General features: G+C 58.9%; 25 protein-coding genes and 1 pseudogene. 11 read left to right on the top strand and 15 right to left on the bottom strand.

What is annotated here, in order from left to right; all coding sequences use genetic code 11:
* Window positions 1–2: 2 nt before the first annotated feature.
* Window positions 3–983 carry a quinone oxidoreductase family protein gene (locus ACWKV5_RS02605; RefSeq protein WP_483840045.1) on the bottom strand — a complete coding sequence of 327 codons (981 nt, stop codon included), beginning with the start codon at window positions 981–983 and terminating at the stop codon, window positions 3–5.
* A 285-nt stretch (window positions 984–1,268) separates the two neighbouring features.
* Here ACWKV5_RS02605 and ACWKV5_RS02610 point away from each other — a divergent pair, with 285 nt between their 5' ends.
* From ACWKV5_RS02610 to ACWKV5_RS02660, 11 genes and pseudogenes are all read left to right on the top strand, one after another.
* A complete protein-coding gene (locus ACWKV5_RS02610) occupies window positions 1,269–1,949 on the top strand; it encodes a DUF3313 domain-containing protein (RefSeq protein ID WP_483840046.1) in 681 nt (226 codons plus the stop codon).
* A 104-nt stretch (window positions 1,950–2,053) separates the two neighbouring features.
* Complete coding sequence (locus ACWKV5_RS02615) at window positions 2,054–2,515, top strand: hypothetical protein (RefSeq protein ID WP_483840047.1); 462 nt, start codon at window positions 2,054–2,056, stop codon at window positions 2,513–2,515.
* A 302-nt stretch (window positions 2,516–2,817) separates the two neighbouring features.
* Window positions 2,818–3,642, top strand: a complete 825-nt coding sequence (locus tag ACWKV5_RS02620; RefSeq protein WP_483840048.1) for a winged helix-turn-helix domain-containing protein — start codon at window positions 2,818–2,820, stop codon at window positions 3,640–3,642.
* Window positions 3,639–4,118 carry a hypothetical protein gene (locus tag ACWKV5_RS02625; protein WP_483840049.1) on the top strand — a complete coding sequence of 160 codons (480 nt, stop codon included), beginning with the start codon at window positions 3,639–3,641 and terminating at the stop codon, window positions 4,116–4,118. The genes ACWKV5_RS02620 and ACWKV5_RS02625 overlap by 4 nt, the downstream gene beginning before the upstream one ends.
* A 586-nt stretch (window positions 4,119–4,704) precedes the next feature.
* The gene (locus tag ACWKV5_RS02630; protein ID WP_483840050.1) at window positions 4,705–5,076 is read left to right on the top strand and encodes a hypothetical protein; all 372 of its coding nucleotides are present in this window, start codon (window positions 4,705–4,707) and stop codon (window positions 5,074–5,076) included.
* Window positions 5,073–6,035 (top strand): helix-turn-helix domain-containing protein, encoded by a 963-nt coding sequence (locus ACWKV5_RS02635; RefSeq protein ID WP_483840051.1) that lies wholly within the window; start codon window positions 5,073–5,075, stop codon window positions 6,033–6,035. The genes ACWKV5_RS02630 and ACWKV5_RS02635 overlap by 4 nt, the downstream gene beginning before the upstream one ends.
* Before the next feature lie 296 nt (window positions 6,036–6,331).
* On the top strand, window positions 6,332–6,832 hold the full coding sequence (locus ACWKV5_RS02640; protein ID WP_483840052.1) for an outer membrane beta-barrel protein: 501 nt from the start codon (window positions 6,332–6,334) through the stop codon (window positions 6,830–6,832).
* A 75-nt stretch (window positions 6,833–6,907) separates the two neighbouring features.
* A pseudogene (locus tag ACWKV5_RS02645) lies at window positions 6,908–7,342 on the top strand (response regulator); the annotation flags it as partial.
* Between the two features lie 141 nt (window positions 7,343–7,483).
* A complete protein-coding gene (locus tag ACWKV5_RS02650; protein ID WP_483840053.1) occupies window positions 7,484–9,268 on the top strand; it encodes a DUF1538 domain-containing protein in 1,785 nt (594 codons plus the stop codon).
* Window positions 9,265–9,627 carry a P-II family nitrogen regulator gene (locus ACWKV5_RS02655; protein ID WP_483840054.1) on the top strand — a complete coding sequence of 121 codons (363 nt, stop codon included), beginning with the start codon at window positions 9,265–9,267 and terminating at the stop codon, window positions 9,625–9,627. The genes ACWKV5_RS02650 and ACWKV5_RS02655 overlap by 4 nt, the downstream gene beginning before the upstream one ends.
* Window positions 9,624–10,019: a hypothetical protein gene (locus tag ACWKV5_RS02660; protein WP_483840055.1), complete on the top strand. Its 396-nt coding sequence runs from the start codon at window positions 9,624–9,626 to the stop codon at window positions 10,017–10,019. The genes ACWKV5_RS02655 and ACWKV5_RS02660 overlap by 4 nt, the downstream gene beginning before the upstream one ends.
* On the opposite strand, the gene ACWKV5_RS02665 is transcribed toward ACWKV5_RS02660, so the two are convergent.
* From ACWKV5_RS02665 to ACWKV5_RS02730, 14 genes are all read right to left on the bottom strand, one after another.
* On the bottom strand, window positions 10,012–10,350 hold the full coding sequence (locus ACWKV5_RS02665) for a Rieske (2Fe-2S) protein (protein ID WP_483840056.1): 339 nt from the start codon (window positions 10,348–10,350) through the stop codon (window positions 10,012–10,014). The two genes, ACWKV5_RS02660 and ACWKV5_RS02665, sit on opposite strands and share 8 nt — an antisense overlap.
* A 2-nt stretch (window positions 10,351–10,352) precedes the next feature.
* Complete coding sequence (locus tag ACWKV5_RS02670) at window positions 10,353–10,664, bottom strand: YciI family protein (RefSeq protein WP_483840057.1); 312 nt, start codon at window positions 10,662–10,664, stop codon at window positions 10,353–10,355.
* A 3-nt stretch (window positions 10,665–10,667) separates the two neighbouring features.
* Window positions 10,668–11,540, bottom strand: a complete 873-nt coding sequence (locus ACWKV5_RS02675; RefSeq protein WP_483840058.1) for a dioxygenase family protein — start codon at window positions 11,538–11,540, stop codon at window positions 10,668–10,670.
* Between the two features lie 37 nt (window positions 11,541–11,577).
* The gene (locus tag ACWKV5_RS02680) at window positions 11,578–12,645 is read right to left on the bottom strand and encodes a maleylacetate reductase (protein ID WP_483840059.1); all 1,068 of its coding nucleotides are present in this window, start codon (window positions 12,643–12,645) and stop codon (window positions 11,578–11,580) included.
* An 8-nt stretch (window positions 12,646–12,653) separates the two neighbouring features.
* Window positions 12,654–14,117: an aldehyde dehydrogenase family protein gene (locus ACWKV5_RS02685; protein WP_483840060.1), complete on the bottom strand. Its 1,464-nt coding sequence runs from the start codon at window positions 14,115–14,117 to the stop codon at window positions 12,654–12,656.
* Window positions 14,118–14,207: 90 nt separating this feature from the next.
* Complete coding sequence (locus ACWKV5_RS02690) at window positions 14,208–15,227, bottom strand: hydroxyquinol 1,2-dioxygenase (RefSeq protein WP_483840061.1); 1,020 nt, start codon at window positions 15,225–15,227, stop codon at window positions 14,208–14,210.
* 48 nt (window positions 15,228–15,275) lie between these two features.
* Window positions 15,276–15,770: a cupin domain-containing protein gene (locus tag ACWKV5_RS02695; RefSeq protein WP_483840062.1), complete on the bottom strand. Its 495-nt coding sequence runs from the start codon at window positions 15,768–15,770 to the stop codon at window positions 15,276–15,278.
* Between the two features lie 139 nt (window positions 15,771–15,909).
* Complete coding sequence (locus ACWKV5_RS02700; RefSeq protein WP_483840063.1) at window positions 15,910–16,839, bottom strand: LysR family transcriptional regulator; 930 nt, start codon at window positions 16,837–16,839, stop codon at window positions 15,910–15,912.
* Window positions 16,840–16,925: 86 nt separating this feature from the next.
* Complete coding sequence (locus ACWKV5_RS02705; protein WP_483840064.1) at window positions 16,926–17,960, bottom strand: branched-chain amino acid ABC transporter permease; 1,035 nt, start codon at window positions 17,958–17,960, stop codon at window positions 16,926–16,928.
* Window positions 17,960–18,823: a branched-chain amino acid ABC transporter permease gene (locus ACWKV5_RS02710; protein WP_483840065.1), complete on the bottom strand. Its 864-nt coding sequence runs from the start codon at window positions 18,821–18,823 to the stop codon at window positions 17,960–17,962. Before ACWKV5_RS02710 ends, ACWKV5_RS02705 begins: the two co-directional genes overlap by 1 nt.
* Before the next feature lie 2 nt (window positions 18,824–18,825).
* Window positions 18,826–19,518, bottom strand: a complete 693-nt coding sequence (locus ACWKV5_RS02715; RefSeq protein ID WP_483840066.1) for an ABC transporter ATP-binding protein — start codon at window positions 19,516–19,518, stop codon at window positions 18,826–18,828.
* A 2-nt stretch (window positions 19,519–19,520) separates the two neighbouring features.
* The gene (locus ACWKV5_RS02720) at window positions 19,521–20,246 is read right to left on the bottom strand and encodes an ABC transporter ATP-binding protein (RefSeq protein ID WP_483840067.1); all 726 of its coding nucleotides are present in this window, start codon (window positions 20,244–20,246) and stop codon (window positions 19,521–19,523) included.
* Between the two features lie 25 nt (window positions 20,247–20,271).
* Complete coding sequence (locus ACWKV5_RS02725) at window positions 20,272–21,582, bottom strand: ABC transporter substrate-binding protein (RefSeq protein WP_483840068.1); 1,311 nt, start codon at window positions 21,580–21,582, stop codon at window positions 20,272–20,274.
* Window positions 21,583–21,669: 87 nt separating this feature from the next.
* On the bottom strand, window positions 21,670–23,016 hold the full coding sequence (locus ACWKV5_RS02730; protein WP_483840069.1) for an outer membrane beta-barrel protein: 1,347 nt from the start codon (window positions 23,014–23,016) through the stop codon (window positions 21,670–21,672).
* Window positions 23,017–23,135 lie beyond the last annotated feature (119 nt).

The following is a 23,135-nucleotide window of genomic DNA, read 5'->3' on the forward strand; positions in this document are numbered from 1 at the left end:
CCTTAAATGACGAAAATCGACGAGCCGGTAGTCTTGCGTGACTCCAGGTCGCGATGGGCCTGGACAGCGTCTTGCAAGGCATAGTGCTGGTTGATTTCAATTTTGATCCGACCGCTGCCGACGTGGTCGAACAACTCGCCGGCCAGCTCGGCTTTTTCCGCCGGATCGGCGATATAGTCGGCCAGGGCCGGGCGCGTCATGTACAGCGAGCCTTTCATCGCCAGCAGCGCTGGATTGAACGGCGGAATCGGACCGGATGCAGTCCCGACACACACCATCAGGCCACGACGCTTGAGCGAATCCAGCGAGCCCTCGAAGGTGTTTTTGCCCACGCTGTCGAACACCACGTTGACACCCACGCCGTCGGTCATTTCACGAACGCGCTTGGCCACGTCTTCATGGCTGTAGTTGATGACCTGGCTGCAACCGTGGGCCAGGGCGATTTCACCCTTCGCGTCGGTGGACACGGTGCCGATGACGTTCACGCCGAGCAACTTGGCCCACTGCGAAACGATCAGGCCGACACCACCGGCAGCGGCGTGCAGCAAAATACTGTCGCCGGCCTTGAAGTCGTAGATGCGGCGCATCAGGTACGACGAGGTCAGGCCGCGCATGGTCATGGCGGCAGCAGTTTCGAAGCTGATGGTTTCCGGCAACTTGATCAGCGGTGCGGCCGCGATCAGACGCTCGGTGCTGTAGGCACCCAGGGTATTGAGAAAACCGGTGTAGGTGACGCGATCCCCCACTTGTACATTGGTCACGCCTTCCCCGACGGCCTGAACCACACCGGAAGCCTCAACCCCCATTCCGTTGGGCATAGGGATCGGGTAGGTGCCATTGCGAAAGTACGTGTCGGCATAGTTCAAGCCGACCGCCACATGACGAAGACGAACCTGGCCTGGACCGGGATCGCCGACTTCCACGTCTTCATAGCGAAGGACTTCGGGACCACCGGTTTCATAGAAGCGGACGGCTTTGGCCATGATTTCTTATTCTCCAATCTGCATTGTTGGCTTGCTGCGTCGAATTGCGCTGATTGGACTGTAGGACGCCGCCTGGGGAGCCGCTTCTCATCAGACGACAATGGCTTTTCATTTCATGACACAGCCCTTGGGGGAACGATTCGGGTTTAGGCCGCAGATGCGCCAGCAACCACATTTAATAGTTTTTGAGGGTTATTGATTCGGATTATCCAGCCACTGCGGGCAGCATCCGCCCCGCTTTGCCGGAACCTGAATGACAACTTTCATCACTTGAGAACAGAACACATGAGCATGTCGAATAAATGGATTGCGGGTATCGCCTTGAGCTGCGTGTTTCAGGTCGGCTGCGTCTCGAAAGTGGCGCAGCAAGAGCAGTATTCGGGCTTCCTCGCCAATTACCAGGGCCTGGAAGAGCAAACGACGCCGAGTGAACAGAAGGTGCTGCGATGGGTGGCGCCCGGGTTTGATCCTCGCGCCTATTCCACGGTCGTGTTCAAGGAAGTAGAGCTGTACCCCGCGCCGAAACCGACCGAACGCGCCAACCTGAAAACCCTGCAAGACGTACAGACGATGGCCAGCAACAGCATCAAGACTGCCCTTGCACCCTCCTACACCATTGTCTCGAATGCAAAACAGGCACCGGCCGCTTCGCGGACCTTGATCTTGCAGGCAGCGATTACCCATGTCAGCGCCAACAACGAGGGCATGCATTGGTATGAAGCCGTTCCGATCGGCGGGATTATCGGCGCCACTCAAGCCGCTACCGGTCATCGCGATCAGACGGCGGAGATGTTTATTGAAGCCGACCTGGTCGATGCCAACACCGGTTTGGCCGTCGCCAAAGTGGTACGCAAGGTGTTCGGCGCGACGTTGAAAAACGCCAGCCAGCCTATCGCTGCCAATGACTTCAAGGTCGCACTTAAAGACGTGACGAATGACATGCATACGCTGCTTTCCAAGCAGTAACCCCTGCGGAGTACCCCATTGCGAGTAGACGTGCGTGGGGTTTCAGCCTCCGGCCTGAACACACCGTCAGGCCACGAAACGACGTTTTACAAGAGTGCGGCGTGATGAAAATACTGATGTTTACCTTATCGATCCTGGTATTGCTCGCCAGTGCGCAGGCATTGGCGGTGACGGTGGTGCCACTGAAAAGCCAAACTTCCCAGACGATCCAGCAGGACACCAGCGCCTGCCAATCACAGGCCAATGCACAATTCCCGATACAAAACACAACGCCATCTGGTGGTCGGGTGAAAGGCGCGACCAAAGCGGCGGTCGTCGGAGCCACTGCCGCGGAGGTTCGAGGCCGCCAACATGACAACCTCTACGACCAGGTCGACGACGATATCAAGCAAGACTATCGCCAGAACAATGCGCGTAGCGCCGCCGCGGCCGGCGTGGTGATCGGGGGCTCAAGACAACGCCAGGAGCGCCGTCAGGACGCTGCCGCCACCGACCAAAGCATCACCGCCAACAACTCCGTGTACAGCAGCTGCCTGCAACAGCGCGGCTACAACGTTTTGCCTTGATCCAGGCGCTCCTTGAGGGAGCGCTGGCCTGCCTGAAAAACCTGCCTCGCAGTTTTCGGATAGCGCCGATGGCCCTTATCGAGCATCATCACTGCCCTCGATAGAAACTCCGTGGGTTACCCTTGCTTGATTCCAGTGATACTTTTTTTGCGCTATCCCAGCCTTCTCTGATGGCTCCCTCCGCACCTTCCGCGCTTGTCCGCCTGTAGCCGTTCAGCTCCCTGACCCGTATGGATCGCGTCAAATCCAGCCCATCCAAACCGTCTGTATACTCAGCCAGAACCGCCGAACGGAGGACTCCCATGCGCTACGCCTTCAAGTTGAAAAATGGTGCCATGGCCCTTTTCGACCCAGATACCGCCTTGCTTTCCATCACGACGCCCCATGGTGATGTCCAAAGTTCCACGATAGGCCGAGCTGAATCCCGACTACTCGACCTGCTACTGATGGAACCCGGCCAGACCAAAAGCCGTGATGAGATCATCGACTACACCTGGAATGACCGCGTTGTTGCCTCCGGCAGTTTGAATCAGGCCGTTTTTTCCCTTAGAAACCTGCTTAATGACAGTCGGGATCATGAGATTCTGATGACGGTTCCTCGACGAGGTTATTGTTTCAACCGTCAGTATGTCGTCGAAGCACAGACAGACTTGCCGGTGCCTACAGAGGAAGCCGCGCAACCTTCTGCGCCCGTTATTGAAGAGCTTGTTGCGCCAGCCGAAGTTGAGCCTGTCCCGCTACCTTCTGGCAACATCACGCAATCGACTTACATGACCAAGGCTCTGTCAGTCGCTTATGTCCTGACCTTGGGCGTCTGCGTATTTGCTGGTTTCCACTCTGATTTCGACTCACGGAAAGTAGAAGTTTCCAGCCTCAAACAGAACGACCTGACTATCCATGCTGTAGGCGATAGCGTCGCTGAAGCTGAATCACTGAGGGATCTTTCGGCTAAACAGGTGCAACAGGCTTCGCTCAACTTGAAAGGTCAGGTCTGGCTGAACCTGTTTAAATCAAATTATTCCGTTTCGTGCGTTCGCCCGGATGAAAGCACTGTAAATCTGCAGTTGAATAGCGATCAAAAAGACCTCGCATTGATGATTCGACAATGCCTGGAGACAACCCTATGAAGTCAATACCGCCCATTGCTCACTGGACAGTGCTGGCTATCATCAACGCCATCTGCATTTTCTCGCTGGTGTATTCGCCATCCTATTACATGGAAAATATCAGTTATCAAACCATTACCCGTCAATGGCTGGAAGATCTGAACCAGCTTAATACCGAAGAGTACCTGACCATCGGGCACGGTCGACTGACGCAAACCACGCTGGAAAGCCTGAACGGAAAAATTCGTAACGCTACGATTACGGCGGACGTCATTCGCGAAAGCAAACATCACGTTCAGATAAAAATAAGCAACGTCAAACTTAGCCAGGACACCGAGTTGTTTGCCATTGAAAAGACGCCTGATCTTTTTTTCAGACGCCAGTATGTTCTGCAAGAAGGCGCCGTTCTGAACTACGAATTGATCCCTACCAATGACAAAAGCACCGTGTGTTTTTATGTGCACGATCTCGGCCGTCTGCGCTGCATGAATCACTGAGCTTGCTGAAACCGGGTCGAATAACAAAAATAATAATTGCTGATTTGTATCAAGCGCTCTCCCCCTTCAAAGTCCCGCCTCTACCATTCTCGGAGCCGTAGCTGCTGTCATTCAGCACAAGAACGGCTCCAGGCTAATCCCGAAACATACATTTTTGCGAGCCGTCATACCGATGATGACCAAGATGCTGGCAGTCCTGTCTCTAGCGGCATTGCCCTTTTATTCAGTAGCACACGATGAGTACTCCAACGGCAGCACCGAGATCGATTTCTACTCAATAGAATTGAGTCCGAATGAAAAATTGAAATTGTCGCACCTGCAGATTTACTCCGAGAGTGAATCTCATGACGACAAAGGGGCAAACGACAACTCCCTACCGCCCCCGCCACAATACGTTATCAATGACGACCCTTCCCTGATCCCGCTCTAGTCATTGTTTTTCGCTTGACTGCCTGACCCTGGGCAATATGAGTTTTTGACTTCAATCAGCATCGCCGGCGCGTGATTATCCACAGACCAAGCCGTGAGTTTAGTACGGCTGACACCAGGCTCTGACTGAAAAATCACTAACAAGGAAAGCACGTCAATGCAGCTAAAAAACATCGCAACCGTTTCGTTTGGTGTAATGCTTTCTCTCAAGGCCATGGCCTATGACAAGGAAGTTTATCGTACCGACATGACGCGTGTTGAAAGCAACAAGAAGACGCTGGACGATGAACAGTCTCGTTACAAGATTTGCACAGACTATCGAGTCGAAGATTTTTTTGCCTTTGATGCCGCCGCAATCGGCCCGGCCAGTGAAACATCGACCATTTTTGGGTCGAAGATAGCGCCGTGTAAACTTCAGAGCCTGGTGGATTCACCCCTGAGCGACGCATACGCCTTTTCAGCGTCGCTGGAGCTTATGCCGGCATTGCCTGGCACCGTCCATTCAGCTAAAGAGCCTTCAATTCCATGAGCATCCCTGATGAAGTCTTTCATGTAACCGCTGCGCCTGCGGACAACGCCAATAGAACCATTGGCCGATGGGAGATGAACCTCATCACATCGGAACATCAGGCGAACATTCGCCAGCACAAGCTCATGCATAGCCCTAGAGTGCAATGCAGTCGACTGGAGTTTGATTCGGCTGTCACGATGATCAGCTCTGTGCCTCATGGCTGTGTCAGCTTTGCCATTTCACAGACTTCCGTTGGCCGCCCCATCGTCAATGATCATGAATTGCGCCCCAACGAAATCATCGCGTTGCACAGCGATGAACCCGTGCATTACACCTGCGAGCCGAACGAAACGCTGTTCACCCTGACCACGACGCTGGAACACTATGCCCAGTGCCTGGAAAATCACCCCGCGATCGACGTTCTGGCCAATCGAAAGGAACAGCGCTTTCAAGTGGCCAACTTCAAGTTAATACAATCTGCCATTCAAGCCATCAGCGCTTATGCGATCGACGTCAAGACCCCCTCTTTAAAACAGCGTGACAGCTCGAAAGCGTCAGGCGTTGAAAGTGCACTGCTGACTTCACTGCTGCGGGCACTGACGCCGGTTGGGCGCTCCGCACTTAAAACCCCGACCAGAAGAAGGGTCGCGATAGAAGCCATCGAATACATCCACGCCAATGCAAAAAAAGCGCTGTGCATGAAAGCGTTGGTCAAACAACTCAGAACGACGACTCGCACTTTGCATCATGGTTTCGTCGAAACGTTCGGCGTGACGCCGATTGCCTACATTAGAAATGTAAGGCTCGCCAATGTTCGTCGAGACTTGATCCGCAACACCTGGCCAACCGTCACCGAAACGGCGATGTATTGGAACTTCCATCACCTGAGCAGGTTTTCCAAGGCGTATCACGATGCTTATGGGGAAGTGCCCTCGGAAACTGCCCGGCGCCACTCATCAAAACTGCAACTTCGATAAGCATCCATTCCATAAATAACAATCATTAATTTTCCTCCGTCGCCCCGAATGGCCAATAGTGCTTATTTCTCAGCCGAAGGGACCAGCATGCGCTATCGATTGAATTCATTGCCGCTCAAACAAAAGATCTTCTTTTGCCTGGCCGCCTATTTATGTGGCGTCGCATTAGCCTGGCTGATTGACGGCTTATAACGCACACAAAATATCAATCATTGATTTCTCTCAACCTTCGCGATCACTCAAATTTCTAAGCGTTCACCTCACCACCGACAACCTGTAGAAGGACTTCACCTCACATGTTATTTCGAAACCTTGGCTTCGTTTCGCTGCTTTCGTTACTGTCTTTTCAGGCACTCGCGGATGACAAAGGTTTGTATCTTGGCGCTGGCGTCAGCAGCATTGAAACCGACAAATCCCAGCTGAGCGATGACGACACCAGCTATAAGGTTTTTGCAGGTTATCGTCTCAACAGTTATCTCGCGTTCGAAGGCGCTTTTGTTGATCTTGGCCAATTCGAGGACAAGGATCTTGATTTCGATGGTAAATCAGTTCAAGCCGCGGCCCATATCGGCTTTCCGATAGGCGACCGCATACGAGTATTCGGTAGTGTCGGTGCTCATGCTTGGGATGCGGACGGTAATGCCAGCGATGACGACACTGGCGTGGACCTGACTTACGGTGCCGGCGTTGAGTTTGATGTATTTCGCAACATCGGCATCCGTGCCGAATATGAAGTACTGGAAGTTGGCGAAATCGATCTGAATCAAACAACGGCGTCTGCTTACATTCTCTGGTAATGCGCAGTTGAATTGAGCGGCCCTGTGGGTCGCTCGATTTAACCCCTCGAAACCTTCTTCCCGACCAAGAAGCCGATGATCGACTACGACCTTTTAAGTGACGCCGAGCGAGAGGCAATCAACGCCGTCCTCCAGGGCCCGGGATTGCCACTTCAAACAGCCTTGATCGTTGATGACGACGACGCTACACGCGAGTTGCTGGCCGAAATCCTTCAAGTTAATGGCGTCGCCTGTGTGACGGCTGGCAGTGTCGCCGAGGCTTTGTGTTTGTTGGAAATCGACAGTTCAATCGGGTTGGTCATAACGGACTTGCACATGCATCCGCTGAATGGCCTGGCGTTGATCCGCAAGATCCGAAACTCCGAGTGGGCGGATCTGCCCATTGTGATCGTGTCTGGAGATGCAGAAGTTCGGGATGCCATCGAGGCCATGCATTTGAATGTGGTCGACTTTCTGTTGAAGCCGATTGATGCCTATGAGCTGATCAACCTGGTTCAGTTCGAACTGGGCTTCAAGGGAACGGGTTCACATCGAGTCACTCCTCATCTCCCCTGCTACGCTGATGACTCAACGGAGGTCAGGGAACGCCGCAACAAAGACGAGACCGCCTGATGGTCGAACACCCGTAGATCAACCTCAACAGATGACTCTATGAAAGACACCATTCGCTACGCCGAATACTTGCACAGGATCGGAGCGGGTCGCCGCGAAATTCCCATGCGTGAGCTGGTCCGCGCACCGGTCCGCGATGCCGATGGCCACTGGCAGGCCGCCCCTCACAAAGCGGTGAAATTACGTGGCGGCGAGATCGCCGCCATCCTCAAGCCCTATCTCAATGTCCGGTTTATGGAGCAGCTTCGCGCCGTGGTGCCGCTGGCCCTGTACCTGGTGCTGTTTCAGATCATCATCCTGCGCCAATTGGTTGAGGACTCGATGCTGGTCACGGCAGGCCTGTTCGCCGTCATCGTCGGACTGATGCTGTTCATGGAAGGCCTGAAACTTGGCCTGATGCCATTCGGTGAAATCATCGGCAGCAACCTTCCCCGCAAGTTATCCCTGCCCGTAGTGTTGCTGGTGACCCTGCTGCTGGGCATCGGAGTGACGTTCGCCGAACCCGCCATTGGCGCACTGCGCGCCGCCGGGCAAAACGTTTCTGCAGAGCGCGCGCCCTACCTCTGGGCGATCCTCAATCAGTGGACCAGCGCACTGGTGCTGGTGGTGGGGGCCAGCGTCGGCCTGGCCGCTGTCATCGGCACGCTGCGCTTCCTCTACGGCTGGAGCCTGAAGCCGCTGATCTATTTATCACTGGCGCCCGTTCTGCTGCTGACCGTGTACATGAGCAGTGATCCCGAGCTGGCAAAGATTATCGGCCTGGCCTGGGATGCCGGCGCGGTCACCACCGGGCCGGTCACTGTCCCGCTGGTACTGGCGTTGGGCATCGGCATCGCGGCGGCTGCCGGCAAGGGCGGTTCCGGGCTGTCCGGGTTCGGCATTGTCACCCTCGCCTCACTGTTTCCCGTCATCGGCGTCATGCTGCTGGGCCTGTACGTGGCGGCCATCTCCTCGCCGGCAGACATCATTGCCGCGGCGCAGGTCGCGGCCAGCGCCGGACAACAGGCGGCTGACTGGCACACGGTCAGCCCCGGACTGGAGATTGTTTCCGGGCTGCGGGCCATCGTGCCGCTGGTGATATTCCTGCTGATCGTACTGAGACTGCTGCTGCGCCAAAGCCTGCCACGGCGCGGCGAGATCTTCCTCGGCATCGCCCTGACCGTGGTGGGCATGTGCCTGTTCAATCTCGGCCTGACCTATGGTCTGTCCAAGCTGGGAGGCAGTGCCGGTTCGCTGATTCCGGCAGCCTTCATGCAGACGCCGGGTGCGGATGACTCCCCACTCTACCGGTATGAGGTGGGGTTGGTCCTGGCCCTGGTGTTCGCCTGGGTACTCGGCTACGGGGCAACCGTCGCCGAGCCCGCGCTGAATGCGCTCGGCGTCACCGCCGAGACGCTGACCAACGGGTTTATCCGCAAGCGCGGCCTTATCCGTGCGGTATCGATAGGTGTCGCCTGCGGCATTGCCGTGGGTGTGGCCAAGTTGGTGTTCGGCCTGCCTCTGGTCTGGCTGGTGGTGCCGCCCTACCTGTTCGCGGTGGTACTGACGATTTTTTCGACCGAAGAATTCGTCAATGTGGCCTGGGATAGCGCGGGCGTCACCACCGGGCCAATCACCGTTCCGCTGGTTCTGGCCATGGGCCTGGGACTGGGCAATGCGACCAACGCCGTCGAAGGTTTCGGCATTCTTTGCATGGCCTCCGTCGGCCCGGTCATCAGCGTCATGCTCCTCGGACACTGGGCGCGTTTCCAGTTGTGGAGACAGACAAAGGCCGCCGCGGAACAACCTGCGAAGCAATTATTGGACACGGGAGAAGCAGGATGAAAGCAGAAGGCATTACCTACCTCACTGACGTTGCACTGATCACCTGCATTGTCCCCGTCGGGCGCGCCGATCTGGTGATCCGCGCGGCCCAGGGCATGGGCGCGCCAGGTGCCATTGTCTACCACGCCAACGGAATTGGTCCCCGTGAGCGACTCGGTCTGCTGAGCATCGCCATCGATGCGGAGAAGGAAGTGGTGAGCCTGCTGGTCGCTGCCGACTATCAGGATGCGGTACTCGAGGCGATCTATCACGCGGCCAATCTGCATGTTCCCGGTGCTGGAATGATCTATGCGACCCCCGTGGAAAAAGTGGCGACCTACATCCCCCGCGAGATGCTGAAGCAGGAGAATGCCTCGTGAGCCTGGCGGTCACGGGAGTACCGGGTGGGGCTGCCAAACTCATTACCTGCGTGTTGCCCGACGATGGCACCGAGCGCAGGTTGTTGCAGCTATTGCGAGAGACACATGGCATTACCCGCGCGGACAGCGTCAGTTGCCGTGGCGTGGCCATCCTGCAGGCCACCAAAGCCCCCCGCAACGAAGTGCCAGAGGCGGTGCTCACCCGGGTGGTCAACGTGGTGGTAGAGGTAGCTCAGGCAGAAGAGGTGTTCGACTTCATCTGTGTAAACGCCAGGCTGACCGAGCCTGGCAGAGGGTTGATGTACATGTCGGCGTTAAATTTCGCGACGGCATTGGCGATGCCTGAGGGAGTAACGCAAGAGCACGAAGGGAAACCGGCAGCGCTCAGTTGAGGTCCATGACCAATCGGCTGTCGACCCATCGCACAGGCACCGGCTCCAACTGCGCGCCCTTGCAGGGCCCGTCGATACAGTGCCCGTTTTCAAAAAGAAACATTGCGCTGTGGTGCGCGCACATCAAGACCTTGCCGCGATAGGTGCAAAACTCCTGCGGACGATAATCCAGTGGCACCGAAAAATGCGGACAGCGGTTGATGTAGACCCACACTTGCCCGCCTTGGCGCACCGCCACCAGCCCGGCGGGATGCAGTTGCTGGTGCTGCGGCAGGCCGAGGGCGCCGCCGTCGGCGATGTCGTCCAATTGGCACAACGTGATCGTGGTCATGTTCAGCCACGCAATTCCGGATTGCCGAGGCTCCAGTACCACGGACGGATCTGGATACTCGCAAACAACCCGGCCTGTACGTACGGATCGTCCTGAACGAACGCCTCCACTTCCGGCAAACTGTGCGCCTCGATCACCAGCAACGTGCCGTTCATCGCCGCACCGGCCTCATCGAGGGTCGGGCCGCCGAACCGCACGACCACGCGATGGCGCTCGGTCGCACGTAAATGCGCTTGATGGCTGGGTCGCAAACGCTGACGCAAGGCCAACGAATCCGGGTGGTCTGTGGCGAACACTGCAAAAAACTGGCCCATGCTTCACTCGGCTTCCATCACAAATTCGTAGCACGCGCGCTTGAACGGCACGTCCATACCCAGTATGGCCGACACATCGTCGTGGCTGATCCGGTCTTCGTAGATCACCTGCAATGACTGTTTGACGCCGAACACCGCATCGGACGCCAGATACGGGTCATCGTGATTGAACAGGTGCGTGACCAGTTTGCGATAGCCTTGCACCTCAATCATGAAATGCAGGTGCGCGGGCCGCCACGCATGACGGTTGGCCGCGTCGAGCATGCGCCCCACCGGACCATCGGTCGGTATCGGGTAGGCCACCGGGACAATCGTGCGAATCGCAAAACAGCCATCCGAGTCGGTACGGTAGCGACCGCGCAAATTACCGAACGGCTGCTCGGTGTCCTGGCCGGAATACATGCCGTTCTCGGCAGTCTGCCAGACATCGAGCACCGCACCGGCCAGGGCATTGCCGTGAACATCGACCACGCGGCCACGCACCAGCGCCGTCTCGCCCTGGGTGAAGGCCATGTTTTCGCCGAACGCTCGATCAGGCATGCCGTCGATGTAGAACGGCCCGAATACCGTGGTCTCGGTCGCCGTGGCGCTGTGCCTGTGGTTGATCGCATCCACCAGCATCGACACACCGAGGGTGTCCGACAGCAGAATGAATTCCTGGCGCACCAGACCGTCGCATTTGTGCCCGGTCTCGGTCAGGAAACGGATGCCTTCGAACCATTCCTGCTCGGTCAATTCGACCTCGCTGACAAAGGCGTGCAGATGCCGCGTCAGGCTTTGCATGATCTGTTTGTAACGCGGGTTCGGCGCGTCGTTGAAACTGCTCACGGCTTGCGCGGAAATCAGCGATTCCGTGATTTTCTCTTGATCGGTCATTGTTGTTATTCCGATGAAAATTGAAATGGCTGGGCTGTCAGGCGGGTGCCAGCCCTTGCATGGCGCGGGTCAACAGCGCTTCGATCGGGGCTTGTTCAAACGGCCGTGGATTGTAATAAGGGCTGGCACAGGCGATGTGCGCTGCTTCATGCGGGCCGTTCGCGGGCAAGCCGATGTCCGCCAATGCCAGTGGAATGCCCAGCTTCTGGTTCAGCGCATACAGCAAGGCGCCGACTTCGCTGGCATCGCTGCCGCCCAGTGCGCGAGCGGCACGTTGCAACGGCCCCGCCGCCGCTTCGCGGTTGTAATGCGCGGCGTGCGGCAGAACGATGGCGTGGGCCTGGGCATGGGGCAGATTGAAGGTCCCACCCAAGGTGTGGCAAAGCTTGTGGTGCAAGGCCATGCCGACCGAGCCCAGGCAAATGCCCGCCAGCCACGCGCCGTACAACGCCTGGCTGCGGGCCTCGGCGTCATTGGGATCCTTGACCACGCCGGGCAACGCCTGCGCCAGCGAGCGAATGGATTCTTCGGCCATGAAACCGATAATCGGATTGGCGTCCTCGGCATACAACGCCTCAACCGCGTGGGCCATGGCGTTCATGCCCGAACAGGCCGAAATGTGCGCCGGCAGGGTCAGGGTCAATTGCGGATCGTAGATCACCGTCTTCGGCAAAACCCTCGGATCACGCCCGGTTTTCTTCAGGCGATTCTCGGTCAGCCCGTAGATCGGCGTCATCTCCGAACCGGCGTAAGTGGTCGGCACCGCGACGATAGGCAGGCCGGAATCCATGGCGATCGCCTTGCCCAGGCCGATGGTCGAACCCCCGCCGATGGCCACGCAGCAATCGGCATCCAGACGCGCCGCTTCCACCCGCGCCGCCTGCGCCACTTCCAATGGAACGTGCATCACCGCTTTGGCATAAACGCCCGCCGCGCGGTCACCGAGCAACGCAGCGACACGTTCGCCCAGACCTTGCTGTTCAGGGGTGGTGAGGATCAGTGCTCGCCGCGCACCCAGCCGTTCGATTTCTTCAGCCAGCGCCGAGAGTTTGCCCCAGCCGAACACCACGCGGGTCGGCAGGCTTTGGTAGATAAAAGGGTTCATGACAAGCCTCAGCGTTTGAAGTGTGGCGGGATTTTCGCGTCGACGTTGACCCACACCGAACGGGCTTCGGTGTAGTCGTGGATCGCTTCAAACCCCATCTCACGGCCGTAACCGGACTGACCGACGCCGCCAAACGGGCTGCCAGGGCTGACGCGCTTGTAGCAGTTGATCCAGCACATGCCGGCATGAATGGCGTCAGCCATTTTGTGTGCGCGGCTCAGGTTCTGCGTCCACAGGCCGCTGCCCAGTCCGTACTCGCTGCTGTTGGCGATGGCGAGGGCTTCTTCGTCGGTGCTGAAACGCACCACGGTGACAAACGGGCCGAACACTTCTTCCTGACACACCCGATCACCCGGCTTGGCCTCGACGATCGTCGGTTCGACATAAAAACCCTTGGCCAGGGCCTTGTCGTCCGGCGCCTTGCCACCGGCGAGAATCTTGCCGCCCTGCTCGATGGCAATATCGATATAGGCCATCACGCGGTCGCGGTGCAGCGCCGAGGTCAGCGGGCCCATTTCGGTTTCCGGGTCCATCGGGTCGCCAAGGCGAATGGATTTGGCCAAGGCGATGAAGCGTTCCAGAAACTGGTCAGCGATGTCCTTGTGCAGAATCAAACGCGAACCGGCGATGCACGCCTGGCCCTGGTTGTGAAAGATCGCCCAGGCCGCGCCGTTGACCGCTGCGTCGAGGTTGGCGTCTTCGAAAACGATGTTGGCCCCCTTCCCGCCCAATTCCAGCTGGATGCGCTTGAGGTTGCTCTTCGATGCCTCAACGATCCGCCGCCCGGTGGCGGTAGAACCGGTGAAGGCAATCTTGCCCACGTCGAGGTGTTCGGCCAGCGCTTGCCCGGCGGTGTGGCCGTACCCCGGCACCACGTTGACCACGCCTTTGGGGAAACCGACTTCGGTCATCAACTCGACGATGCGCAATGTCGACAACGGGGTGATTTCCGAAGGCTTGATCACGATGGTGTTGCCCGCCGCGAGTGCCGGGCCCATTTTCCAACTGGTGAACATCAGCGGAAAGTTCCACGGCACGATCTGCCCGACCACACCGATCGGCTTGCGCTGCACGTAATTGAGGAACCCGGCTTCGACCGGAATCACCGCGCCTTCGATCTTGTCGGCCATGCCGCCAAAGTAGCGAAAGCACGCGGCGGTACGTGGCACGTCGAGGCCACGGGAATCGCGAATCGGGTGCCCGGTGTTCAGGGATTCGAGCTGCGCCAGCTCTTCGCTGCACGCTTCGATCTTGTCCGCGAGCTTGAGCAACAGGCGTCCACGTTCGGCCGCGCCCAGCGCCGACCAGGCCGGGAACGCGCGTTTGGCCGCGGCGACAGCGAGGTCGATATCAGCGGCTTCGGCAGCGGCAATGCGGGTGATCAACGAACCGTCGTGGGGCGAGACCACGTCGATGGTGCCGCCGGCGACCGCATCGACGAAGCGGCCATCGATATAGAGCTGATTTTGCATAATGGTTTCCTCGCACCGCGACTGTCGCGCAGTGTCTGACTGAAGGGCTGGAAGCATGGCCCGACGTGATGCCGGGCAAGACACGGGGTCTTAGAACTCGATCGGGTACGGCTTGAGCTCGCCACTTTCGTAGCGTTGCGGCAGGTTCGGCGTGGCGTTTTCCCAGACCAGCAGCATCGAGCGTTTGGTCGAGTAGCCCTGATGGCGAATGTCGGCGGGCATGGCGCAGATGTCTCCCGCACGCATGGTGATCCGGGCGCGGGGATTGCCGTCGTCCTTGTCGCCGACGTCCCAGATGATTTCGTCGGACATTTGCAGGAACCACTCGACCCGATCATTGCCATGGAACACCGGCAGGATGAATTCTTCGGTGGTCGGGCAGAACAGGCTGGCCTTGCACACCGAAGTCACCGACGGGTTCCAGGTCACGTCGGAACGCGACAGGTACTTGTGCAGGTTGAAGGCATGCAGTTCGCCTTCGAAACCTTCGGCGGCGTGAATTTCCGGCTCGTCCTGCGGCACGTCGATGAACTGGCGATTGACCGGCAGATCGTTGCGCAGCGGCGAATCGTCCGGCAGGCCCGGCATGCGTTTAGTGGCGATGCGGAAGCGTTCGATGGCTTCGATGTTGTCGCCGTTCTTGCGGCCGAACGCGCTGCCGGTTTCTTCCGGTGCAGCGAACGGGTCGAACGTGACGTTGGTCCAGTCGCGCAGGATGGCCTTGAAGGTGGCCATGATCAGCGGCGTTTCGAAGTTTTCGGTGTAGTTGACGCCTGCCGCCTTCAGCGTGCCGTTGAACGTACCGGCGTAGAGGTCGACTTTGCCGTAGTAATTGCGGGTGCCGATAACCTGGTCGAAGTTGACCCAGCCGTAGAAAAAGCCCCAGGCCACGTCGCGCATCATGGCGCGCAGGAACGCGTCGACCGGAATCAGGTGCGAGCGGGTCTGGCCTTTGGCGGGCCAGGTGATGCGGGCGAAATACTCGTCGCGGGACAGCTCGAAGGCGCCGAGTTTGAATGAGCGGTAGCCGGTAACGGCATGGGGCGCGCTGGCCTGGACGTCATCGTCGGCAAACAGGGCGGTATCGGCAGCGGTTTCAAGCATGGCCATGGCGGGTTTCCTCTTGTTGTTGTGGGATGGGCGGTCGGGTTCGGCAGATCACTTGAAGCAGATGTCTGCCCACTTCTCGACCGACAACGGGCCTTTGATGGTCTGCTGCAGAATCACACCGGGGCGGCTGGCCTCGAAGCGATACGCGGTGCCCACCGGCAACAGGCATTGATGACCGCGCTTGAGCAACACGTAACCCATTGGCTTGCCCGCCGGCAGCTCACCGGCCAGTTGCGTGCCCTCGCCGGTCTTGAGCGGCGCATCGAGCTTGAGGAAATCCACCCGTACTTCGCCGTCCATGACGATGGCGAACTCGTCGTGCGCTGCGGTGAACCAAGGCGACTGGCCTTCGGCGCGCAGGGTTTCAATCACGTAGCCGAGGTTCAGGCCGACGACGACTTTTTCATAAGGAAGGGATTTTTCCGCCACTTCGAAAATGTTCGAAAAGGCGTAGTGGCTGGCCTGGCCGCTGATGATTTCAACCGAGCCTTTGCTGTAGTTGTCCAGCGAGCCAAAGACTGTTTCGATTGCCGCGCTACTCATGGTTTTCACCGTTTTGTTGTTGTAGTAACAGTGAGCCAACAGTACGTCGCAGCTGGTCTTGGGACAATTAGAGGACCGGCGACAACAGTGTTCGCGAAACGCAAACATTGGGGTCACTGCCACAGGTTGGGGTATTGGCTCAGCGCACCCAGCCACGCTCCAGCAAGGGCTTGTCCCAGCATGGCTCATCGCCGAAGTTCTCCACCAGAAAGTCGATCAACGTGCGTACTTTCAAGGCCCGGCGCTGGGTCGCGGGATACACCGCCGAGAAATTGAAGGAGGACAAGGCGTACTCCGGCAGTACCGGAATCAACCGGCCACTGAGCAAATCATCGCTGGCCACCAGCGTCGGCAGGCAGACAATGCACACCCCGGTTTGCGCGTAATCGCGCAACAAATGCACCGAGTTCGAACGTACTTGCCCCGGCAAGCTCAGCTCTACTTGCTCGTCTTCGCGGCTGAAAATCCAGCGGTTGCGCGACGGATAACCCTCGTACAACGCAATTTTGTGTTGCAGCAATTCCTGGGGATGGGTCGGCACGCCGAACTCGCTGGCGTAGTCGGGTGACATACAGAACAAGCGACGCACGCTGAACAGCTTGCGCTCGATCAGCGTCTCGGCCATCGGCGGGAACATCTGGAACGCCACGTCGAAGCCTTCTTCGATGGGGTCCACCACGCGGTCATTGACGATCACATCGACTTCGATGTCCGGGTACAGCCGGGTGAACTCGGCCAACATCCGGCCGAAGTGACCAATGGCAAACCCCGGCAGCATCTGCACCCGAAGTTTGCCCGTGGGTTTGGCCCGCAATTCACGCATGTGCTCGGTCAGCGAGTTGAAACCCGCGACCATGTCGGCGCATTCCTTGTAGTACGTCTCGCCCACGTCGGAGAGCCGCACATGCCGGGTGCTGCGATGGAACAGCGGCGCGTTGATGAACTGTTCCAGTTGCTGGATACGGTGGGTGATCACCGAGCGGGTCACGCCCAGTTGCTGGGCAGCCTTGGCGAAGTTGCCGGTTTCGGCCACCCGCACAAAGGCTTCGACACTGAGTAAACGATCCATGGGGCAGGCTCTCTGGATGTTTTTGTTCTTATAGGAACAGCGAGGTTAGCCTGTCGGCACCTCGCACTCCAGATCCATGCTGTGGATCATGGCCGGGGCTGAATCGACAAGCGTCGCTGCATCGGGAAAACCTGCCAGCCCAGGCGCTCGCTGATCAGTCCCCACACCCCTTGCGGCGCCTTGAGCATCATCACCACCGCGACCACGCCGAGGATGATCATGTACACGGCGCCGTACTGCGCCAGGCAGCCGCGTAACACGAAGTAGATCAGCGTGCCGATCAACGGGCCTTCCAGGGTGCCGATGCCGCCGATGATCACAATGAAGATCACCACGGCGGTCCAGTCCTGCAGGTTGAACGCCGCGTCCGGGGAAATCCGCAGCTTCTGCAGGAAGATCAACGCCCCGACCACACCCGTCCACCCGGCGGCCAGTACATAGACCATCAGTTTGGTGCGGAACGTATCGACACCGAGGCTGCCAGAGGCCGGTTCCGAATCACGAATCGACGCCAGGGCCAGCCCCTGCCGCGAGCGCAGCAAAAAGAACACCACCGCCACGGCGGCAATGGCAATCGCCAGGGCAGTGAAGTAAATCAACGTTTCGCGCCCGTCACGGTCATTGCCGATTTGCCGTACGATCGCCGCCGGCAAACTCTGTCCCGATCCGCCGCCCAGGCTGCTCATCTGCGCCAGGCCCAGACGGAAAACCTCCGCGACCACCCACGTGCCGATGGCGAAATAGGCGCCACGCAGGCGAAAGACGATCAGCGCCGTGGGAATCGCCAACAGTGCAACCAGCACGCCCGAGAGCAGGACTGCGAACAACGGCGGAATGCCAAACCGGGTGGCCAGCATAAACAACAGATACCCGCCGAGACCGACAAACGCCTGCTGCCCCACCGACACCATGCCGGCGTACCCCGCCAGCAAATTCCACATTTGCGCCAGGGCCAGGTAGTAGGCGAATTCCACCACCAGCCGCAGGCTGGCGCGATCCGCCCACCATGGCGCGCTGAACAACACCAGCACACAGAGCCCGAGCAAGGCCAGGCCAACGGTGCTGCTGGTGGTGGTGCGTTGTACGCGGTAAACCGGCGCGGGATTGTTCAAGGCATTCATCAGTCGACACTCCGGGGAAACAGGCCACGCGGACGCACGACCAGGATCAGCAGAAACACAAGATGCCCGGCGAGGATTTGCCAACCGGGATCGATTTTGGCGCCCAGTGTTTGCGCAACGCCCAGGATCACCCCGCCCGCCAGCGTGCCCCACAGGCTGCCCAAGCCACCGATGATCACCGCTTCGAAACCGTACAACAGCCGCGCAGGCCCCACGGTGGGGTCGAAACTGGTGCGGATCGCCAGGAACACGCCGGCAATCGACACCACCGCCATCGCCAGCGCCATGGCCAGGCCGAAGATGTGTGCGTTGTTGACGCCCATCAGCCGTGCGGTGTGCTGGTCATCGGAAGTGGCGCGAAACGCCCGGCCCAGCGATGTTTTGTAGAACAGCAGTTGCAGGCCGCCGATGATCAGCAACGCGCCGCCAAACACGATCAGCGGCATCACGCCGACGCTCAGGCTGCCGATGCCGACACTGGCGACCTCAAGATCGCCCTGGGACAGCTTCTGGCTATCGGCGCTGAAAAATTCCAGCAGCACGTTTTGCACGATGATCGACAGGCCGAACGTCACCAGCAGCGGCGGCAAGATGTCCGTGCCGAGCGTGCGGTTGAGCAACAGCCGTTGCAGCAGGTAGCCGAAACAGAACATCAGCGGCACCACGATCAGCAAACTGGCCAGCGGACTGAATCCCAGATGATTGACCACCATCAGCGCCAGGTACGACGCCAGCACGATGAAGTCGCCGTGGGCGATGTTGACCAGGCGCATGATGCCGAACATCAGCGACAGCCCCACCGCGAACATCGCGTACAGGCCACCGAGTAACACGCCTTGAAGCAAAGTATTGAGCCATTCCATCACTAGATCCCGAAATACGCGGCTTTGATTTGTGCTTTGTCCGCGTCCCCAGGGCACCCGGTCAGGGACACGCGCCCTTCCTGGAAGCAATAGAAGCGGTCGCACACACTCAGTGCCTGATTGATGTCCTGCTCGACGAGAATCACCGTGGTGCCGTCGGCCTTGATCGAGGGCAATGCGGCGTAGATGTCCTTGATCGTCGTCGGCGCCAGGCCCAGGCTGATTTCATCGCACAACAGCAGGTGCGGGTTGGCCATCAGGCCACGGCCAATCGCAACCATCTGCTGCTGGCCGCCGGACAGTGCCGTGCCGGGTCGCTTGCGCAGTTTTTCCAGCACCGGGAACAGCTGATAGATGCGCTTCAGCGTCCACGGTCCCGGGCGTTTGCTGTAGGCGCCGATCAGCAGGTTTTCTTCGACGCTCAGTGACGGAAACAGCTTGCGGCCCTCTGGCACCAACGCGATGCCGCGCTCCAGTACCTGATTGGCGGCCATGTCGCCAATGGCCTGGCCCTTGAACGTAATGGCGCCGGGCTGGTTCTTGATCAGCCCGGCCAGCGAACGCAGGAACGTCGATTTGCCCGCGCCGTTGGAGCCGATGATCGCCACGGTTTCACCGGCCTCAAGGGTCAGGCTGATGTCGAACAGCGCTTGAAAATCGCCGTAGCCGGCGCAGAGTTTTTCGATGGTCAGCATGATCAGCTCCCGATGCCCATGTAGATGTCCTGGACCCGAGGGTCAGCCATGACACTGCGCGGCTCGCCTTCGGCGAGTTTGGCGCCGAAGTTGATCACCGTCAGGCGACTGACCACCGCGAGCAACGCGTGCACGATGTGTTCGATCCAGATAATCGCGACACCGGACTTGTGGATGCCCTGAATGGTGTCCACCAGTGCCAGGCACTCCGGCTCCGTCAGGCCACCGGCGATTTCGTCGAGCAACAACAAGCGCGGTCGAGTCGACAAGGCCCGGGCCATTTCCAGGCGTTTACGGTCGAGCAAGGTCAGCGAACCGGCCAGCACGTTGGCCTTGTGCATCAGGCCGGTGAGTTCCAGCGTCTGCGCACACCATTGGCTGGCCTCCTTGTCCCGCAGCCGCGCACCAAAGGTCGCGCCCACCAGCAGGTTTTCGAACACGGTCATTTTCACGAACGGGTGCGGTATCTGGTGGGAGCGGCCGATGCCTTGCTGGCAGCGCTTGAACACCGGCTCACGGGTGACATTGCGGCCCTCGAAATGAATCGTGCCTTTGTCCGCCGCCACGCCACCGGCGATCAGGTTGAACAGCGTGCTTTTACCCGCGCCGTTGGGGCCGATGATGCCCAGTGCTTCACCCGGTTGCAGGGTCAGGTCGATGGCGTCCGTGACCTTCACCGAGCCGTAGCTTTTGTGCACATTAGTCATTTGCAGAAGTGGTTGTTGCATGGTGCACCCGTGTCCTGTTGCGCGATCAATACGTAATGGCCTGCATCTCACCGCCCAACGGAATCGCTGGCGCGGTGGCATTGCTGGTCACGATCAGGTCGTATTTGTTGTCCTTGCCCAGGCGCCACTGACCGCTGACCAGCGGGGTCTTGGCGACGTTCTTCACCGGCCCGCCGTTCCAGTTGATCGGCCCGACCACCGTGTTGAGGTTGGTCTTGAGCAAGGCATCGCGAACCGCGTGTGCATCACCGACTTCTTCGGTGCGCTTGAGGATGTCCACCGCCAGTTCGAACAAGGCATGCACGAAGCCCAGCGGTTGCGTCCATTGTTTGCCGGTGGCCTGGGTGAAACCCTGGGCCAGTTGCCCGGCACTGGCGCCGGTCAATGAAGAGCTGAACGGGTGTGTCGGGCTCCACCAGATTTCGGTCGACAGGTTATTGCCGGCCTTGCCCAGCGCCTCGACGGCGGTGGGAAACAGCAGCGCCTTGCCCACCGACACCGCTTTGGGCTTGAAGCCCTGTTGGCGAGCCTGGGTCCAGAACGTGCTCAGGTCCGGTGGGATCACCACGCCGGTGACGATCTCGACATCGGCCTTTTTGAACGCAGCGATCTGCGCGGAGAAATCGTCGGTCAGGCTTTGAAAGCGACCGGGGTCGACCAACTGGAATCCCTTCTGCGCCAGGACCGGTGGGAAACCGAGCTTCTGGTCGCCCCAGGCATTGCCGTCGCCATCATTGGGAAAGAGCCCACCGACCACTTTGTTCGACGGCATCGCGCCCCACATCGAGCTGTAGGCGCCGATCACATCTTCCAGGCCCCAGAAGAAGTGGTAAGTCCACTCAAAGCCTTGATCCGGCTTGCCGCCGCGGGTGAAGAACCACGGCTGCCACGGGGCGACGGTAGAAATGCACGGAATCTCGTTGATTTCGCACTGGTCGGACACCGGGTTGGTGGTTTCCGGGGTCGACGACACCAGCATCAGGTCGACTTGATCCGACAGAATCAGCTCGCTCGCCACTTCCGCCGCGCGGTTGGGATTGGATTGGCTGTCCTTGACGATGACTTCCAGGCGATAGGCCTTGCCGCCGACATTGATCGTGTTTTTCAGCACTTGCTTGAGCGATTCGATGATGTAGTTGTCGGCCGCCGCAAACGGCGCCAACGGCCCGGTCTGCGGGCTGACATAGCCGAGCTTGATCACCCGCTCACTGCCGATGGCAAAGGTGAACGGCATGCTCGCCAGTGCCACGCCACCGGCAGCAAGGCCGGTGCTGCGCAGGAAATCACGGCGGGAGAAGTTGCGGCCAAACAGGTTGTTATCGTTGTTGTCTGTCATGTCAGTACTCCAAAAGCCTGGACGAACGGGGTCGCCACGTGTGGCCGGGCCATCACGCAGGATCAGGGGTAAACGGAAGAAGCCGGTTTAAAAGAAGAAGCTGACGTCGAAGGACGCCACGACCTGCGAGTCTTTTTGCCCATCGGCGTAGGCATCGCGACCGGGACCGGAATGAATGTCGTAGCGCAGTTCCGGACGCAGGCGCACGTTGGGTGTCGGCGTCCAGGCCACGTTGGTGGTCACGCCGTAGAAACTGCCCCAGGTCGGGTCCGGGATACCGGTGTTCGGGTCGATGTTGGCCATCATCACGTGGACCGGCGCGTCGGTGTAGAACCACTCGGCGCGGCTGTTCCACATCAGGTTTTCACTGAGTTTGTGATACCAGTTGATGTCCGTGCCGTACCAGGTGGCATCGTTCTTGTTGGCAAACCCGGCGAAAGCGCCCTGCTCCTGCTTGCCGTAGTTCAACTCCAACGCTACGCGATTGTTCGGATCGAGCACCTGCGACAGGGTCAGGTAAGACGCCAGGCGTTTGTAGTCGTCATCCTTGGTCCCGGCGGGCAATGGCGAACCGCAACTGCACTCGGCAAAACTGTCGCCAGCGCCGTTGCCATAGATGTTTTCCCAATCGATCCAGGTGCTGAAGTCCGCCGAGCGCCAGCGCACGTTGGCAATCACATCCGGGTCGTGGTTGGGGTCCTGCAGGTTGTTCCAGCCCTGCACCACGCCCAGTTCGAAGCCGAGCATGCTTTCGCCGGGCGCGGACGGCAGTTTGAACGAGTACAGCGCCCCGGCATGTTTGGCCGGGCCGTGCATGAAGGAATAGGTGTGCGAGTAGAAGTCAGTCGGTGCGGGTGACGGCAAAGCGAAGCCGATTTCATTTTCCAGCGGCGTGTGGAAAATCCCGACCATCAGCTCCGAACCGCCGAGTACAGGGAAGTAAAAATTGACGTAGGCCTGGGCGAAGGTAAGCGCCGGATCTTCCGGCTTGTTGCTGCGGTTGGCGCTCAGGTCTTCGTCCCAGCCGTAGGTCTTGAAGTAGCGTGCATCTTTGCCGTACACCGTGGTGACGTTGAAACCCCAGTCAGCCTCTTGCGGCATCGGACCCGGAAACGGACCCACGCGGCCGATCACATTGCTCTTGGGTTTCTTCTCCACGGCGAGGGCGAACTGGTTGAGATTCACGCCTTCATCGGTGTTGAAGAAGCTCTGCTTGCTGACGTCATCCGTGCCGTTATTGTTGTAGATCACACCGGCCTGAGCCCAGCCGTAGACCTTGATCCCGTGTTCACGCTCAAGGCTGTCGCCGAAGACATTACGCACCAGCGAACCCATGGGATCGTCTGCCGCCAGGACCACAGAGGGAAACAAAACGTCGGCCCCCAGAACGGGAGCGAACAGGGTTGCTGCGCAAACCCATGCACGAATACTCATACCTGCCTTCCTTATTTTTATTAGGCGCCAATCCCCCGAAGGGGCATGTGGCCGAAAGCAAGGTATGACGTCTTGATGAGCCCTGGCTTGAGCTCCACCCGACCGTTGGCGGATCGTGG

The organism is Pseudomonas oplopanacis (genome assembly GCF_057128725.1).

What these genes read in the sequence shown, in the direction of transcription:
- ACWKV5_RS02605 (WP_483840045.1), bottom strand. Translation starts at nt 983, where the DNA reads ATGGCCAAAGCCGTCCGCTTCTATGAAACCGGTGGTCCCGAAGTCCTT.
- ACWKV5_RS02610 (WP_483840046.1), top strand. Translation starts at nt 1,269, where the DNA reads ATGAGCATGTCGAATAAATGGATTGCGGGTATCGCCTTGAGCTGCGTG.
- ACWKV5_RS02615 (WP_483840047.1), top strand. Translation starts at nt 2,054, where the DNA reads ATGAAAATACTGATGTTTACCTTATCGATCCTGGTATTGCTCGCCAGT.
- ACWKV5_RS02620 (WP_483840048.1), top strand. Translation starts at nt 2,818, where the DNA reads ATGCGCTACGCCTTCAAGTTGAAAAATGGTGCCATGGCCCTTTTCGAC.
- ACWKV5_RS02625 (WP_483840049.1), top strand. Translation starts at nt 3,639, where the DNA reads ATGAAGTCAATACCGCCCATTGCTCACTGGACAGTGCTGGCTATCATC.
- ACWKV5_RS02630 (WP_483840050.1), top strand. Translation starts at nt 4,705, where the DNA reads ATGCAGCTAAAAAACATCGCAACCGTTTCGTTTGGTGTAATGCTTTCT.
- ACWKV5_RS02635 (WP_483840051.1), top strand. Translation starts at nt 5,073, where the DNA reads ATGAGCATCCCTGATGAAGTCTTTCATGTAACCGCTGCGCCTGCGGAC.
- ACWKV5_RS02640 (WP_483840052.1), top strand. Translation starts at nt 6,332, where the DNA reads ATGTTATTTCGAAACCTTGGCTTCGTTTCGCTGCTTTCGTTACTGTCT.
- ACWKV5_RS02650 (WP_483840053.1), top strand. Translation starts at nt 7,484, where the DNA reads ATGAAAGACACCATTCGCTACGCCGAATACTTGCACAGGATCGGAGCG.
- ACWKV5_RS02655 (WP_483840054.1), top strand. Translation starts at nt 9,265, where the DNA reads ATGAAAGCAGAAGGCATTACCTACCTCACTGACGTTGCACTGATCACC.
- ACWKV5_RS02665 (WP_483840056.1), bottom strand. Translation starts at nt 10,350, where the DNA reads ATGACCACGATCACGTTGTGCCAATTGGACGACATCGCCGACGGCGGC.
- ACWKV5_RS02670 (WP_483840057.1), bottom strand. Translation starts at nt 10,664, where the DNA reads ATGGGCCAGTTTTTTGCAGTGTTCGCCACAGACCACCCGGATTCGTTG.
- ACWKV5_RS02675 (WP_483840058.1), bottom strand. Translation starts at nt 11,540, where the DNA reads ATGACCGATCAAGAGAAAATCACGGAATCGCTGATTTCCGCGCAAGCC.
- ACWKV5_RS02680 (WP_483840059.1), bottom strand. Translation starts at nt 12,645, where the DNA reads ATGAACCCTTTTATCTACCAAAGCCTGCCGACCCGCGTGGTGTTCGGC.
- ACWKV5_RS02685 (WP_483840060.1), bottom strand. Translation starts at nt 14,117, where the DNA reads ATGCAAAATCAGCTCTATATCGATGGCCGCTTCGTCGATGCGGTCGCC.
- ACWKV5_RS02690 (WP_483840061.1), bottom strand. Translation starts at nt 15,227, where the DNA reads ATGGCCATGCTTGAAACCGCTGCCGATACCGCCCTGTTTGCCGACGAT.
- ACWKV5_RS02695 (WP_483840062.1), bottom strand. Translation starts at nt 15,770, where the DNA reads ATGAGTAGCGCGGCAATCGAAACAGTCTTTGGCTCGCTGGACAACTAC.
- ACWKV5_RS02700 (WP_483840063.1), bottom strand. Translation starts at nt 16,839, where the DNA reads ATGGATCGTTTACTCAGTGTCGAAGCCTTTGTGCGGGTGGCCGAAACC.
- ACWKV5_RS02705 (WP_483840064.1), bottom strand. Translation starts at nt 17,960, where the DNA reads ATGAATGCCTTGAACAATCCCGCGCCGGTTTACCGCGTACAACGCACC.
- ACWKV5_RS02710 (WP_483840065.1), bottom strand. Translation starts at nt 18,823, where the DNA reads ATGGAATGGCTCAATACTTTGCTTCAAGGCGTGTTACTCGGTGGCCTG.
- ACWKV5_RS02715 (WP_483840066.1), bottom strand. Translation starts at nt 19,518, where the DNA reads ATGCTGACCATCGAAAAACTCTGCGCCGGCTACGGCGATTTTCAAGCG.
- ACWKV5_RS02720 (WP_483840067.1), bottom strand. Translation starts at nt 20,246, where the DNA reads ATGCAACAACCACTTCTGCAAATGACTAATGTGCACAAAAGCTACGGC.
- ACWKV5_RS02725 (WP_483840068.1), bottom strand. Translation starts at nt 21,582, where the DNA reads ATGACAGACAACAACGATAACAACCTGTTTGGCCGCAACTTCTCCCGC.
- ACWKV5_RS02730 (WP_483840069.1), bottom strand. Translation starts at nt 23,016, where the DNA reads ATGAGTATTCGTGCATGGGTTTGCGCAGCAACCCTGTTCGCTCCCGTT.